The organism is Bhargavaea ullalensis (assembly GCF_042432615.1).
In the GTDB taxonomy this organism is placed as follows: domain Bacteria; phylum Bacillota; class Bacilli; order Bacillales_A; family Planococcaceae; genus Bhargavaea; species Bhargavaea ullalensis.
This window is the reverse complement of record NZ_JBHLWY010000042.1, coordinates 74345-87575: the sequence shown is the minus strand read 5'-3', so window position 1 is coordinate 87575 and position 13231 is coordinate 74345. Positions and strand designations below refer to the sequence as shown.

The 13231-nt window shown below is 56.8% G+C and carries 14 protein-coding genes; 10 read left to right on the top strand and 4 right to left on the bottom strand.

The window, feature by feature from the left end:
* Window positions 1–21 precede the first annotated feature (21 nt).
* Complete coding sequence (locus tag ACFFIY_RS10510; RefSeq protein ID WP_354195594.1) at window positions 22–450, bottom strand: DUF2621 domain-containing protein; 429 nt, start codon at window positions 448–450, stop codon at window positions 22–24.
* A 113-nt stretch (window positions 451–563) separates the two neighbouring features.
* Here ACFFIY_RS10510 and ACFFIY_RS10505 point away from each other — a divergent pair, with 113 nt between their 5' ends.
* The 5 genes from ACFFIY_RS10505 (at window position 564) to ACFFIY_RS10485 (ending at window position 2656) form a co-directional block, all read left to right on the top strand.
* On the top strand, window positions 564–782 hold the full coding sequence (locus tag ACFFIY_RS10505; protein ID WP_354195413.1) for a DUF1659 domain-containing protein: 219 nt from the start codon (window positions 564–566) through the stop codon (window positions 780–782).
* Window positions 783–819: 37 nt separating this feature from the next.
* The gene (locus ACFFIY_RS10500) at window positions 820–1038 is read left to right on the top strand and encodes a DUF2922 domain-containing protein (RefSeq protein WP_354195415.1); all 219 of its coding nucleotides are present in this window, start codon (window positions 820–822) and stop codon (window positions 1036–1038) included.
* 63 nt (window positions 1039–1101) lie between these two features.
* On the top strand, window positions 1102–1230 hold the full coding sequence (locus ACFFIY_RS10495; protein WP_354195417.1) for a YvrJ family protein: 129 nt from the start codon (window positions 1102–1104) through the stop codon (window positions 1228–1230).
* A gap of 100 nt (window positions 1231–1330) precedes the next feature.
* On the top strand, window positions 1331–1927 hold the full coding sequence (locus ACFFIY_RS10490) for an SCO family protein (RefSeq protein WP_354195419.1): 597 nt from the start codon (window positions 1331–1333) through the stop codon (window positions 1925–1927).
* 45 nt (window positions 1928–1972) lie between these two features.
* A complete protein-coding gene (locus ACFFIY_RS10485) occupies window positions 1973–2656 on the top strand; it encodes a lytic transglycosylase domain-containing protein (protein WP_354195421.1) in 684 nt (227 codons plus the stop codon).
* A 55-nt stretch (window positions 2657–2711) separates the two neighbouring features.
* Here the strand turns inward: ACFFIY_RS10485 and ACFFIY_RS10480 are convergent, their stop codons facing one another.
* Window positions 2712–2963 (bottom strand): GlsB/YeaQ/YmgE family stress response membrane protein, encoded by a 252-nt coding sequence (locus ACFFIY_RS10480; protein ID WP_354195423.1) that lies wholly within the window; start codon window positions 2961–2963, stop codon window positions 2712–2714.
* Window positions 2964–3481: 518 nt separating this feature from the next.
* On the opposite strand from ACFFIY_RS10480, the gene acnA reads away from it, so the two are divergent.
* The 3 genes from acnA (at window position 3482) to ACFFIY_RS10465 (ending at window position 7552) form a co-directional block, all read left to right on the top strand.
* Window positions 3482–6196, top strand: a complete 2715-nt coding sequence (gene acnA / locus ACFFIY_RS10475) for an aconitate hydratase AcnA (RefSeq protein ID WP_354195425.1) — start codon at window positions 3482–3484, stop codon at window positions 6194–6196.
* 619 nt (window positions 6197–6815) lie between these two features.
* Window positions 6816–7241: an acyl-CoA thioesterase gene (locus ACFFIY_RS10470; RefSeq protein WP_354195427.1), complete on the top strand. Its 426-nt coding sequence runs from the start codon at window positions 6816–6818 to the stop codon at window positions 7239–7241.
* The gene (locus ACFFIY_RS10465) at window positions 7241–7552 is read left to right on the top strand and encodes a hypothetical protein (protein WP_354195429.1); all 312 of its coding nucleotides are present in this window, start codon (window positions 7241–7243) and stop codon (window positions 7550–7552) included. The genes ACFFIY_RS10470 and ACFFIY_RS10465 overlap by 1 nt, the downstream gene beginning before the upstream one ends.
* 22 nt (window positions 7553–7574) lie before the next feature.
* On the opposite strand, the gene ACFFIY_RS10460 is transcribed toward ACFFIY_RS10465, so the two are convergent.
* Window positions 7575–7874, bottom strand: coding sequence for a HesB/YadR/YfhF family protein (locus ACFFIY_RS10460; protein ID WP_376837263.1), 300 nt, complete (start codon window positions 7872–7874; stop codon window positions 7575–7577).
* Window positions 7875–7902: 28 nt separating this feature from the next.
* Window positions 7903–8505 carry a glycerol-3-phosphate 1-O-acyltransferase PlsY gene (plsY, locus tag ACFFIY_RS10455; RefSeq protein ID WP_354195433.1) on the bottom strand — a complete coding sequence of 201 codons (603 nt, stop codon included), beginning with the start codon at window positions 8503–8505 and terminating at the stop codon, window positions 7903–7905.
* Window positions 8506–8792: 287 nt separating this feature from the next.
* On the opposite strand from plsY, the gene parE reads away from it, so the two are divergent.
* Entirely contained in the window at window positions 8793–10769 is a 1977-nt protein-coding gene (gene parE, locus ACFFIY_RS10450) for a DNA topoisomerase IV subunit B (RefSeq protein ID WP_376837262.1), read from the top strand.
* A complete protein-coding gene (parC, locus tag ACFFIY_RS10445; protein WP_354195435.1) occupies window positions 10766–13207 on the top strand; it encodes a DNA topoisomerase IV subunit A in 2442 nt (813 codons plus the stop codon). Before parE ends, parC begins: the two co-directional genes overlap by 4 nt.
* Window positions 13208–13231: the final 24 nt, after the last annotated feature.

Below are 13231 nucleotides of genomic sequence, written 5' to 3'. Positions count from 1 at the left end.
GGACGGCGGCTTTTCTGCGTCTTAAAACAACTGTTCGTATGGACGGACATCGATCTTCATTTCGTCCAGCTTCTTGCGCAGGAACTTATGGTCGCGCTTTGGCGTTGCGAGAATGTACCCGCGGATAATATGGTCGAATTCGATCCGCTTCGCCTTTTCCTCAAGTGCCAGCTGACCGATTTTCCCTGCGATCTTTTGCTTGGCGACAGGCCGGAACAGCTCGGGGACCGGGGTAACCAGCTCATTGAGCAGGTTCTTGGATTCGGGTGTCCAAAGCTTCAGGGAGCGGTCCACATAATATTCTTCCCAGTCGAGCGTGGATTTCCCGTCTTCTTTCGGGAACACCTTCAAAAACTTTCGGAACATGAAAAAGCCGCCGATTGCAAACAGGCCGACGAGGACGACGACCCAGAACAGGATAAACCAAAGGAACCAGCCTTGGAGCAACATTCTCACCTCATTTGGATTCTCTCTCAATTATAAAGGGGCGGCGAATAAATTTCATCTCCTGTATCCTTCCGGCCGGACGGCTCTATGTAACGGTTGAAAGGAGGGGATGAAACATGGCAAGCATCGAATTCAAGGATGCCTCCGTCCGGCTCTACTTCGACGCCGGGACGGACGGCGAGGGGAAACCGGTCCGCAAGACGAAAGTCTACCGCAATGTGAACGGAGAAGCGGATGCGGAAGACCTGTTCGGAGCTGTACTCGCGCTCGGCGAGCTGTCGGAATTGCCGTTCCTGTCGGCGGACCGGATCGAGACCGCAGTCATCATGGCGTGATCATCATCCGTCTGGATCGTAAAAGGGGGGAGAAGAAATGGCAAAAACACTGGAACTCGGATTCACGACATCCGGCGGCAAGAAAATGACACTGACCGTCGATGAGCCGAAAGAGGGGCTGACGGCAGCGGAAGTGCGGGAAGGCATGGAAGCCGTCATCGCAAGCGGGGTGTTCGGAGCGGAAGGGCATCCGATCGCGGAAGTGGCCACGGCGCGCATCATCGCCCGTGAAGTGACGGATCTGATCATGGCGTGACAACAGGGCCTCCCGGAGTTTAACCGGGAGGCCCTGTTTGGGTACGGAAAGGGGGGCATGGACATGGAACAGTGGATGTCGTTCATACAGGATCTCGGATTTCCGATTTTTGTATCGTTTTATCTGATGCACCGTGTGGAGTCGAAACTTGTGGCCATCCATGACGCACTCGTTGCGATGAAAGCGCATTGAAGACAACAATTTGTCGGAAAATACACCGCCTTCCCGCTTGAAGAGGCCGTTCCCATCGGATAAGATGGGAAAAGATGAAATGTGGGAGGATGACATAAAGATGAGAAAACTCCTTTCATTCACGGCTTTGGCATTGGCGGCCGCCCTGTTGCTGGGTGCCTGCAATGCGGGGAAATTCCAAGGGGACTTCAACTGGAAAGTCCAGCCGTTTGAATTTACGGACCAGCACGGCGAAAAAGTGTCGCTTGACGATCTGAAAGGGCACGTTTGGCTCGCTCAGTTTGTCTTCACGAACTGCGACTCGGTCTGCCCGCCGATGATGTTCAACATGACCGAACTGCAGGACCGGATCAAGGACAAGGGGATCGCCGACTATAAAATCGTTTCCTTCAGTGTCGACCCGGATCATGACACGCCGGAAGCCCTGCAGGATTACCTCGATATGTTCGATGTCGCCGACGAATCAAAATGGGAAATGCTGACCGGCTATAAACAGGAAGACATCGGCAACTTTGCGGTGAAATCGTTCAAGACACCGGTCATCGACGATCCGAATTCCGACCAGGTGACGCACGGCACGTCGTTCTTCCTCGTCAACCAGGAAGGCCATGCCGTGAAGAGCTATGACGGGTATGTCGATGTTCCGTTTGACATCATTACCGAAGACATGGAAGCATTGATCAAAGAAGGCAAGTGACCATGGCCGGCGCGAGCGCCGGCCTTTTGTGTGAGGGGGGAGCCGATGGCTGCGGGCAGAACATCAAAAAAGCGCTCAAAACGCAGAATCAGAAAAGGGGGCTGCCTGCTGGCGGCCTTCATCTTCCTCATCCCTTCACTCATCGTGATGTATGTGGCCACGGCCCTGTTCTGGGACACGCTACGGGAACTGCCGGGGATCCGGGAACTCAATGAGTACGCGCTCCATGCACCGGACCGGCTGTTTGATGTGGACGTCCCTAAAAATTACATCCCGCTGTACAAGGAAGCGGCGGCGGAGTACGGAATCCCGTGGACACTGCTTGCAGCCCACCACCGGGTGGAGACCCGGTTCAGCACCATGGATCCGCTTCTGTCTCCGGCCGGAGCGGAAGGCCACATGCAGTTCATGCCGTGCACGTGGGTCGGATGGGAGCACCCGACATGCTCCGGCCTCGGGGAAGGAGACATCCCGGAAGAGGAAAAGACCGACCCCGAAGTGATCGGCAAATACGGCGGGTACGGCATTGATGCGGACGGGGACGGCAAGGCGGATCCGTACAATCTGAAAGACGCCGTCTACAGCGCGGCTTATTATCTGTCCAAGAACGGGGCGGCGGACGGGGAGATCGAGCGGGCGGTCTTCCGTTACAACCACAGCGATCGATACGTCAAGGACGTGCTGGCGTTTTATGAAGACTACGAGGCGAGGATTCAGGACCTGGAATAAAGGAAAGCAACAAAAAAGGACCTTTTCAGGTCCTTTTTTTTGTTGCTTTTTGATGTTATGCTCTGCGCATGGCTTTGAGAATGAAGCTGACAATAAACACGAGAATGATTGCGCCGATCAATGCCGGTACAATGGCGATTCCCGCAAGGTCAGGACCCCAGTCCCCGAAGAGTGCTCCGCCGACCCAAGCTCCGATGATCCCTGCGATGATGTTGCCGATGATGCCACCCGGGATGTCTTTGCCAAGGATGAGTCCTGCGAGCCAGCCGATGATACCGCCGACGATCAGATACAGAATGAATCCCATGATGATTTCCTCCTTTGTTGTTGATGATGATTAATGCTGCTTACATTAATTGATATATCCATTATGCGCAAAAGCAAAACCTAAATACGCAAGTTCCTTTCGATTTTCCAATGAAAAAATACGTATTTTGAATGTTTACAGTATTGAGTTTTCGGATCCTTTCCTTTATAATCAGGAAAAGGAGATGGTCAAATGGATATGGAACTGACAAAGAAGCTTGATCGCTACGGTTTGTTGTTCGCTGCGGTGCATTCGGTATTCATCATCTCCCTCGCAACCGAGTTTTTGACGTTCTATTGAAGAAAAGCTGACGAACCCTTCAAAACCCGGTGCTTCGGCGCCGGGTTTTAGTGTGCCCAAAAAAGCAGAGGCGATGCAGCAACCGACGATCGATCACTTTTCCTTATGTTCTTCAATCTAGATTATGTATTTTACTTATCATCTCCAATCCGATATGATGGAAGGGTGAAAAGTGGGTCCAACCGACCTTTTCAGTAGAGTCAGAGGAGGAAAAGCTAATGGCTAAAAGCAATCTGCACAACAGCCGCAAATCGTTCGAACTGAACGGCAAGACGTACAACTTCTATCGTCTTGCAGCGCTTCAGGATGCGGGCATCGCAGACGTATCCCGCCTGCCTTACTCCATCAAAGTGCTGCTCGAGTCCGTCCTTCGTCAGCATGATGGCTATGTGATCAAAGATGAGCACGTTGAAAACCTTGCAAAATGGGGGAAAGACGCCGATCCTGCAGCGGAAGTGCCGTTCAAGCCTTCCCGCGTCATCCTTCAGGACTTCACGGGTGTCCCGGTCGTCGTCGACCTTGCGTCGATGCGCCAGGCAATGGCCGACATGGGCGGCAACCCGGACAAGATCAATCCGGAAATCCCGGTTGACCTCGTCATCGACCACTCCGTACAGGTCGACCGCTATGGTACGGAAGATGCGCTCCGTGCGAACATGGAACTCGAGTTCGAGCGCAACGCCGAACGCTACCAGTTCCTGAACTGGGCGCAAAAAGCCTATGACAACTACCGTGCCGTTCCTCCTGCAACCGGCATCGTCCACCAGGTCAACCTGGAGTACCTGGCAAGCGTCGTCCATGAAAACGAGAATGAAGACGGAACGTTCGAAACGTATCCGGACACACTCGTCGGCACGGACTCCCACACGACGATGATCAACGGACTCGGCGTCCTCGGCTGGGGCGTCGGCGGCATCGAAGCCGAAGCCGGCATGCTCGGACAGCCTTCGTACTTCCCGATTCCGGAAGTCATCGGCGTGAAGCTGACCGGCGACCTGCCGAACGGCTCCACGGCGACTGACCTGGCCCTCCGCGTCACGCAGCTTCTGCGCGAAAAAGGCGTGGTCGGCAAGTTCGTCGAGTTCTTCGGACCGGGTGTATCGAAGCTTCCGCTTGCGGACCGCGCGACGATCGCCAACATGGCACCTGAATACGGCGCCACATGCGGATTCTTCCCGGTTGACGAAGAATCCCTCAACTACATGCGCCTGACCGGCCGTGATGAAGACCACATCGCCGTGACAAAGAAATACCTCGAAGAAAACGGCATGTTCTTCACTGCGGACAAAGAAGATCCATTCTACACGGATGTTGTGGAATTGGACCTGTCGACGATCGAAGCAAGCCTTTCCGGACCGAAACGTCCACAGGACCGCATTCCGATGTCCAAGATGAAGGAAGAGTTCATCAAGTCCGTCACGGCGCCTGCCGGCAACCAGGGCTTCGGCCTTCCGGAAAAAGAATTCGACAAAAAAGGCACGATCGAATTCGAAGACGGCCGCACGGTCGACATGAAGACGGGCGATCTCGCGATTGCGGCGATCACTTCCTGCACGAACACATCGAACCCGTACGTCATGCTCGGTGCAGGGCTCGTCGCGAAAAAAGCGGTTGAGCGCGGCATCCACCCGCCGGCTTACGTCAAGACTTCGCTCGCACCGGGTTCGAAAGTTGTCACCGGCTACCTTCAGGCATCAGGTCTCGACAACTACCTCGACCAAATCGGTTTCAACACAGTCGGCTACGGCTGCACAACGTGCATCGGGAACTCTGGTCCGCTTCTCCCGGAAATCGAAAAGACGATCATGGACAACGACCTGCTCGTGTCTTCCGTTCTTTCCGGCAACCGGAACTTTGAAGGCCGGATCCACCCGCTCGTCAAAGCCAACTATCTCGCTTCGCCGCCGCTCGTCGTGGCCTACGCGCTCGCCGGCAAGGTCGACATCGACTTTGACAAAGAGCCGATCGGCCGCGGAAGCGACGGCACGGACGTTTACCTGAAAGACATCTGGCCATCCACGGAAGAAGTGAAGGCGGAGATCGAGAAGACGGTCACGCCTGACCTGTTCCGCAAAGAGTATGAGCATGTCTTCACGGAAAACGAGCGCTGGAATGCCATCGAGACGACGGATGATTCCCTGTATGACTTCGATGAAAACTCGACGTACATCCAGAACCCGCCGTTCTTTGAAGGCCTCTCGAGAGAAGAAAGCCCGATCGAAACGCTTTCCGGACTGCGCGTCATCGGCAAGTTCGGCGATTCCATCACAACGGACCACATCTCGCCTGCAGGCGCCATCGGCAAAGATACGCCGGCCGGCAAATACCTGCGCGAACGCGGTGTGGAACCGCGCTACTTCAACTCGTACGGTTCCCGCCGGGGCAACCACGAAGTCATGATGCGCGGCACATTCGCCAACATCCGGATCCGCAACCAGATCGCAAAAGGCACTGAAGGCGGCTACACGACCTACTGGCCGACAAAAGAGATCTGCGCGATCTATGACGCAGCGATGCGTTATCAGGAAGACGGCACGGGCCTTGCGATCCTCGCCGGCAAAGACTACGGCATGGGCTCTTCCCGTGACTGGGCTGCGAAAGGCACAAACCTTCTCGGCATCAAGACCGTCATCGCGGAAAGCTACGAGCGGATCCACCGTTCGAACCTCGTCATGATGGGCGTTCTTCCGCTTCAGTTCATGAAAGGCGAAAACGCCGAAACCCTCGGCCTCACCGGCGAAGAGGAAATCAGCGTGAACCTCACGGACAGCGTCAAGCCGCGCGATATCCTGACTGTCACGGCCAAATCGCCGGACGGCTCCGTCAAGGAATTCCAGGCACTCGCACGCTTCGACTCCGAAGTGGAAGTGGACTACTACCGCAACGGCGGCATCCTTCAGATGGTCCTCCGCGACAAACTGAAAAATATCTGATTTAAGAAAAGCCGGAAGGGACCCGTTCCCTCCGGCTTTTTTGGTGCATACTTTAGGCAAATCAAGCGTGGCCACAGCATTGTGCAAACCCCATCAGTCGAAGAACAGAGAACTGGCCACAATCATTCCATGATTCCACTCACTCCGGCAACGCGCTCACTCACAGGCCCTATGATTCCACTCAACCCGGCAACGCGCTCACTCACGGCCTGTATGATTCCACTCGTCCCGGGAGCTCCATGGATGGCGTCCAAAACTCCATCAGTCGAAGAAATCCGCTCGCTTACCGCGGGCGTCGCCGCAGTCTCCTCGAGCTGCGCTCTGCGGGGTCTTCGCCTGACGCTTTTCCCGCCCGTCTCGCGGATTTCTTCTCCTTCTAAGTGAAATGACACAGAGAACTGACCACAATCATTCCATGATTCCACTCACCTTGGCAACGCGCTCACTCACAGGCCCTACGATTCCACTCACCCAGGCAACGCGCTCACTCACGGCCTGTATGATTCCACTCACCCCGGGCAGCCTCCTGGATGATGTCCAAGAACTTCATTGGACTGCATCCCCCGGGCCGGCGAACCGGAGAGGTTTCCTTTATAATAGTAGACAGAGGTGAGAAATCATGCAGATCAGTGAAACAACAGTGGAAGTCCGGTACGCGGAGACGGATCAAATGGGCGTCGTTTACCACGCCAATTATCTCGTCTGGATGGAGATCGGGCGCACGGCCCTCATACGCGACATCGGGTTCTCGTATGCCGGGCTTGAGGAAAAAGGGTATTTATCACCGGTGATCGACCTGAACATCCAGTACAAGCAGCCGATGCGCTACGGGGACACGGCGGTCATCCGCACGTGGATCGAGCGCCACGGCAAGCTCCGGACGACTTACGGCTACGAAATCGCCCACCCGGACGGAACCGTGGCGGCAACCGCCCGGTCCGAGCATACACTTGTCCACAAAGACACGTTCCGCCCGGTGGCACTCCGGAAGATCGATCCGCTGTGGGAAGCGAAGTACATAGAGATCGCGAAGGAAACGGACTGATGGCGTTCGGGATCAAACGCGATGAGCTGAACGCGTGGAAGACTGCGGTCCGGCGCGGGGAAATCGCATTTTTGACCCACTACTGGCTGGACGACCGGTTTCCGGGATGCAACACCGTCACGAAAGCGGGGTGCGCCGACCTGGCGAAACTGGAAGCATGGGGGAGAAAACACGGCCTCCGTCCAGAATGGATCGACCACAAGGACCTGTATCCCCATTTCGACTTGTTCGGGGAGAGAGAATACGCCATCCTTGAAGCAGAGGGCCGGCAAGACCTGATCGAAAGGTTCCGCATGCGCCCGAGAACATGAAAAAGCGTGAGCCGCATAGGGCTCACGCTTTTTCATAACGATAATCGGGTTCATCGAGGTTTTCATCGTAGTCCACGATCAGGTCGTGTCCGTCAAAGTACCATTCGTCGTCTTTCTCGACGAAGAACGTGACGCCGTCCCGCTCCTCGCTTGCTGCCGGGGAGTCCGGATCATCAGGGGACAGCCCGATGGAAAAGCCGGGCTGCAGGCCGGCGCCGCCGTAGCGGACGCGGAACCGGATATGGTCTCCGGCGGACACATCCATTTCATCTTTGAACCAGGCGAGCGCCCCGTCGCTGATCTTGATCTTCAAGCGTGCCACCGCCTTTCGGGTAGATGCCCCCAGTATACTAGAGCCACTTCACCTTTGGCTCGGTTCCCGCCTTGATCCGGCCGATATTCGCCCGGTGGCGGTAGAAGATGAATGCGGTGAGCAGGAAAATCACGACAAGCAGGTACAGATCGCCGGTCATGAAGTAATTCACGGCCGCATAAGCGAGCCCGACGATGCCCATCGCCATCGAAGTGAGGGAGACCATCTTCGTCAGCTTGAGCACGATCAGGAACGAGGCGATCAAGACAATGAAAAACGGCCAGCTGTAGCCGAGGATCACGCCGCCGGACGTCGCCACCGCCTTGCCGCCGCGGAACTTTGCGAACACCGGGAACATATGGCCGACGACCGCCGCAATCCCGAGCGTCAGCGGGTGGATGCCGGCGTCCTGGAAGGCGGGCAGATGGAGCAGAAGCACGGCCGCCGTTCCTTTAAGGATGTCGATCACCGTGACGGCGATTCCCGCTTTTTTGCCGAGGACGCGGAACGAGTTCGTCGCCCCGAGGTTCCCGCTGCCGGACTCGCGGATATCCGTATGGTAAAATAGCTTTCCGATCCACAGACCCGTCGGAATCGATCCGAGCAGGTAAGCGATCACAAGCATCACTGCAATCTGCATAAAACGCACCCCGTTGATTCATAGTACCGTAAAAAGGTACTTTCAGTTTACCTTAACCGACCGTCCCGTACAATGTCACCAGGCGGAAAAACAGGATGCAACAGGCGGGGCAGGCGCGAAAATCCGGTGTCGCGGACGGCACTCCCGTTCCCGGCAACATTGCCACGGAGCGCCCCGATGTCATACAATGAAGACCGGGAGTGCCGGAAGCCGCCGGTTTGACAGGCTCCGGCAAAACGATTACGATTAAAATAAAATGAGAACAAACGTTTGATGGGGGAGAATCTTTGACTAACATCAGTGAAATCACCACATATAACGATGAATCGATCCAGGTGCTCGAAGGTCTTGACGCGGTCCGGAAACGGCCGGGCATGTATATCGGCTCAACCGATTCACGCGGCCTTCATCACCTTGTCTATGAAATTGTCGACAACGCGGTCGACGAGGCGCTGGCCGGCTTCGGCGAGGAGATCAATGTGATCATCCATAAAGACGGCAGCGTCAGTGTGCGCGACCACGGCCGGGGCATGCCGACCGGGATGCACAGCACGGGCAAGCCGACGACGGAAGTGATCCTGACCGTCCTTCACGCCGGCGGTAAATTCGGCCAGGGCGGCTATAAAACAAGCGGCGGCCTCCACGGCGTCGGGGCCTCGGTCGTCAACGCCCTTTCCGAATGGCTGGAAGTGACCGTCTTCAAGGACGGGAAGAAATTCCGCCAGCGCTTCGAGCACGGCGGCCATGCGGTCACGGGACTTGAAGAAATCGGGAAAACGAGGGAACACGGCACACTGCTTCAATTCAAGCCAGACCCGGCCATCTTTTCGACGGTCAAATACAATTACGAGACGCTCAGTGAACGGCTCCGGGAATCGGCCTTCCTGCTCAAAGGCATGAAAATCACGATCACCGACGAAGAAAACGGAAAGTCCGATGCCTTCCATTTTGAGACCGGCATCGAAGCGTTCGTCCATTATCTGAATGAAGAAAAAGACACGCTCCATGAAGTGGCCTATATCGAAGGGGAACAGGACGGCATCGAACTGGAGTTCGCCTTCCAGTTCACCGACGGCTATTCCGAGACGATCCTGTCTTTCGTCAACAATGTGCGCACGAAAGACGGCGGCACGCATGAAACCGGCGTCAAGACGGCCATGACCCGCGTGTTCAATGAATACGGGCGCAAGGCGGGCCTGCTCAAGCCGAAAGATAAAAACCTCGACGGCGCCGATATCCGGGAAGGGATTTCGGCGATCATTTCGGTCCGGATCCCGGAAGCCGTCCTGCAGTTCGAGGGACAGACGAAAAGCAAACTCGGGACAAGCGAAGCGCGGACCGTGACGGACGCGATCGTTTCGCAGAAGCTGCTTTATTTCCTTGAGGAAAATGCCGAGCTGTCCGCCGCGCTTGTGCGCAAGGCCGTCCGTGCCCAGCAGGCGAGGGAAGCGGCACGCAAAGCGCGCGAAGACGCCCGCTCCGGCAAGAAGCGCAAGCGCTCGGAAGCCCTGCTTTCGGGCAAGCTGACGCCGGCACAGTCGCGGAACGCCGCAAAGAACGAATTGTACCTCGTCGAGGGCGACTCCGCGGGCGGCTCCGCCAAGCAGGGAAGGGACCGCACCTTCCAAGCCATCCTGCCGCTCCGGGGCAAGGTCATCAACACCGAGAAGGCGAAGCTTGAAGACATCATGAAAAACGAGGAGATCTCAACGATCATCCATGCGATCGGCGGGGGAGTCGGCGCCGACTTCAACATCAATGACATCGCCTACGACAAAGTGGTCATCATGACCGATGCCGATACCGACGGCGCACATATCCAGGTGCTCCTCCTCACCTTCTTCTACCGCTATATGAAACCGCTCATGGAGGCGGGCAAGGTGTACATCGCCCTTCCTCCGCTCTTTAAAGTGTCCAAGGGAACGGGCAAGAAAGAAAAGATCGAATATGCCTGGACGGAAGCGGAGCTGGACGGGGCGATCAAGAAAGTCGGCAAAGGCTACATGCTCCAGCGCTATAAGGGCCTCGGGGAAATGAACGCCGATCAGCTGTGGGAAACGACGATGAATCCGGAAACCCGGACGCTCATCCGCGTCACGATTGAAGACGGGGCGAAGTCCGAGCGCCGGGTGACGACGCTCATGGGCGACAAAGTCGACCCGCGGCGCAAATGGATCGAAGAGAATGTCGACTTCGGCATGGAAGACGGGGACAACATCCTCGAGAACGAATTCCTGACGGCTGAGGAGGACATCATCTCATGAATGAAAACGCACAATATCAGGATCTTCCGCTTGAAGAAGTGATCGGCGACCGGTTCGGCCGCTACAGCAAGTACATCATCCAGGACCGGGCGCTGCCCGATGCACGCGACGGGCTGAAGCCGGTCCAGCGGCGCATCCTGTATGCGATGCACATGGAAGGCAACACACACGAAAAATCGTTCCGGAAATCGGCGAAGACTGTCGGGAACGTCATCGGGAATTATCACCCGCACGGCGACTCGTCGGTGTATGAAGCGATGGTGCGGATGAGCCAGGACTGGAAGCTCCGCCATCCGCTCATTGAAATGCACGGAAACAACGGCTCGCTTGACGGAGACCCGGCCGCCGCAATGCGGTACACGGAAGCGAGGCTGTCCGCGATTGCAGCGGAAATGCTCCGCGACATCGGCAAGCGGACGGTCGAATTTGTGCCGAACTACGATGACAACGAAACCGAGCCGACCGTATTGCCGGCCCGGCTGCCGAACCTGCTCATCAACGGTTCGACGGGGATCGCCGCCGGCTACGCGACCGACATCCCGCCGCATGCCCTGCATGAAGTGATCGACGCGGTCCTCATGAGGATCGACAACCCGGCCGTTTCCACCGATGAGCTGATGACCGTCCTGCGAGGTCCCGATTTCCCGACGGGCGGCATCATCCAGGGAGCCGACGGGATCCGCAAGGCCTATGAGACCGGCCGCGGCAAAATCGTCATCCGCGCAAAGACGGAAGTCGAAACGCTGCGCGGCGGCAAGGAACAGATCGTTGTCACGGAAATCCCGTACGACGTCAACAAAGCCAATCTGGTCAAGAAAATCGATGAACTCCGCCTGGACCGCAAACTTGAAGGAATTTCCGAAGTCCGGGACGAATCCGACCGGACGGGCCTCCGGATCGTCATCGAACTGAAAAAAGACATCGCCGGCGAAGGGATTCTGCAGTATCTGTTCAAAAACACGGACCTGCAGGTGAACTACAACTTCAACATGATCGCCATCGAAGGACGGCGGCCGAAGCTCATGTCGCTCGGCATGATGCTCGATGCCTACATCGGCCACCGGCGGGACGTGATCACCAAGCGGTCCGAATACGACCTGCTGCGGGCGAAAGACCGGCTCCACATCGTCGAGGGACTCATGAAGGCCCTGTCGATCCTCGATGAGGTCATCCGGACGATCCGGGCCTCCGAAGACAAGCGGGACGCCAAAAACAACCTCGTCAGCGCATTCAACTTCACGGAACCGCAGGCCGAGGCGATCGTCTCCCTGCAGCTTTACCGACTGACGAATACGGACATCACCGAACTGCAGCGCGAACAGGAAGAACTGAACGCGCTCATTGAAGAGCTGTCCGGCATCCTCGGCTCGGAAAAGAAACTGATGAAAGTCATCAAAACCGAGTTGAAGGAGATCCGCAAACAGTTTTCCGAACCGCGCCGCTCGGTCATCGAAGAACAAATCGCGGAGATCAAGCTGGACCTCGACATTCTCATTCCGAGCGAGGATGTGGTCGTCACGGTGACAAAAGACGGCTATGTGAAGCGGACAAGCCAGCGCTCGTACGGCGCGTCGGGCGGGCGGGACCTGGAAATGAAGGAATCCGACCGGCTGCTGTTCGGCGGAACGCTCAACACCCAGCAGGCGCTTCTTCTGTTCACGTCGCTCGGCAATTATGTTTACCAGCCGGTTCATGAACTGCCGGACATCCGCTGGAAGGACCTCGGCCAGCATCTCTCCAGCATCGTGCCGCTTGCACCGGAGGAAGAAATCGTCACGGCGTTCGGCGTCGGCTCATTTGACGAACCGGGAGCGGGCATCCTGACCGTCACGGCAAACGGCTTCGTGAAGCGATCGGCGCTTGCCGACTACCAGGTCCAGCGCCACGGCAGGACCTACAAGGCCGTGTCCCTGAAAAAAGGCGATGCGCTGCAGGCAGTCCATCTCGTGCCGGCAGAAGGGGAACTCCTGCTGTTCACCCGCCTCGCCTACGGTCTCCGCTTCCCGCTGTCGGAAGTGTCCGAAACGGGCGTGCGCACGGCCGGCGTGAAAGGGATCAACCTGAAAGAAGGCGACACCGTCGTCTCTTCTGTTGTAAACCGGCCGGGTGATGAAGAGGCGCTGTTCCTCGCAACACACCGCGGTGCCGTCAAGAAAATGCCGGTGTCCGAATTCGAATTGTCCACGCGTGCCAAGCGCGGACTCGTCTGCCTGAAAGAACTCAAGTCGAACCCCCACCGGGTGGCCGGGGTGGTCGCCGTCCAGAAAGGCATCCGGGTCATGTTGCTCACTGACAAGGACAAGCGGATCGCGGTGGATCCGGGCGGGTACCGGCTCGCCGACCGCTATTCCAACGGCTCCTTCGCCGCGGATCAAAAGGAAGACGGCGATGTGACGGCCCTTTACACCGAGATCGACATGGAAACAAAAGAAGAATAAACAAATCCCGTGCAGGGCTCTGTG

Excerpts from the sequence above, each read along its gene's own strand:
- plsY (WP_354195433.1), bottom strand. The coding sequence starts at position 8,505 with ATGCAGATTGCAGTGATGCTTGTGATCGCTTACCTGCTCGGATCGATT.
- ACFFIY_RS10465 (WP_354195429.1), top strand. The coding sequence starts at position 7,241 with ATGGCGTTCGGGATCAAACGCGATGAGCTGAACGCGTGGAAGACTGCG.
- ACFFIY_RS10485 (WP_354195421.1), top strand. The coding sequence starts at position 1,973 with ATGGCTGCGGGCAGAACATCAAAAAAGCGCTCAAAACGCAGAATCAGA.
- ACFFIY_RS10490 (WP_354195419.1), top strand. The coding sequence starts at position 1,331 with ATGAGAAAACTCCTTTCATTCACGGCTTTGGCATTGGCGGCCGCCCTG.
- parC (WP_354195435.1), top strand. The coding sequence starts at position 10,766 with ATGAATGAAAACGCACAATATCAGGATCTTCCGCTTGAAGAAGTGATC.
- ACFFIY_RS10495 (WP_354195417.1), top strand. The coding sequence starts at position 1,102 with ATGGAACAGTGGATGTCGTTCATACAGGATCTCGGATTTCCGATTTTT.
- acnA (WP_354195425.1), top strand. The coding sequence starts at position 3,482 with ATGGCTAAAAGCAATCTGCACAACAGCCGCAAATCGTTCGAACTGAAC.
- ACFFIY_RS10480 (WP_354195423.1), bottom strand. The coding sequence starts at position 2,963 with ATGGGATTCATTCTGTATCTGATCGTCGGCGGTATCATCGGCTGGCTC.
- ACFFIY_RS10505 (WP_354195413.1), top strand. The coding sequence starts at position 564 with ATGGCAAGCATCGAATTCAAGGATGCCTCCGTCCGGCTCTACTTCGAC.
- ACFFIY_RS10500 (WP_354195415.1), top strand. The coding sequence starts at position 820 with ATGGCAAAAACACTGGAACTCGGATTCACGACATCCGGCGGCAAGAAA.
- ACFFIY_RS10510 (WP_354195594.1), bottom strand. The coding sequence starts at position 450 with ATGTTGCTCCAAGGCTGGTTCCTTTGGTTTATCCTGTTCTGGGTCGTC.
- ACFFIY_RS10470 (WP_354195427.1), top strand. The coding sequence starts at position 6,816 with ATGCAGATCAGTGAAACAACAGTGGAAGTCCGGTACGCGGAGACGGAT.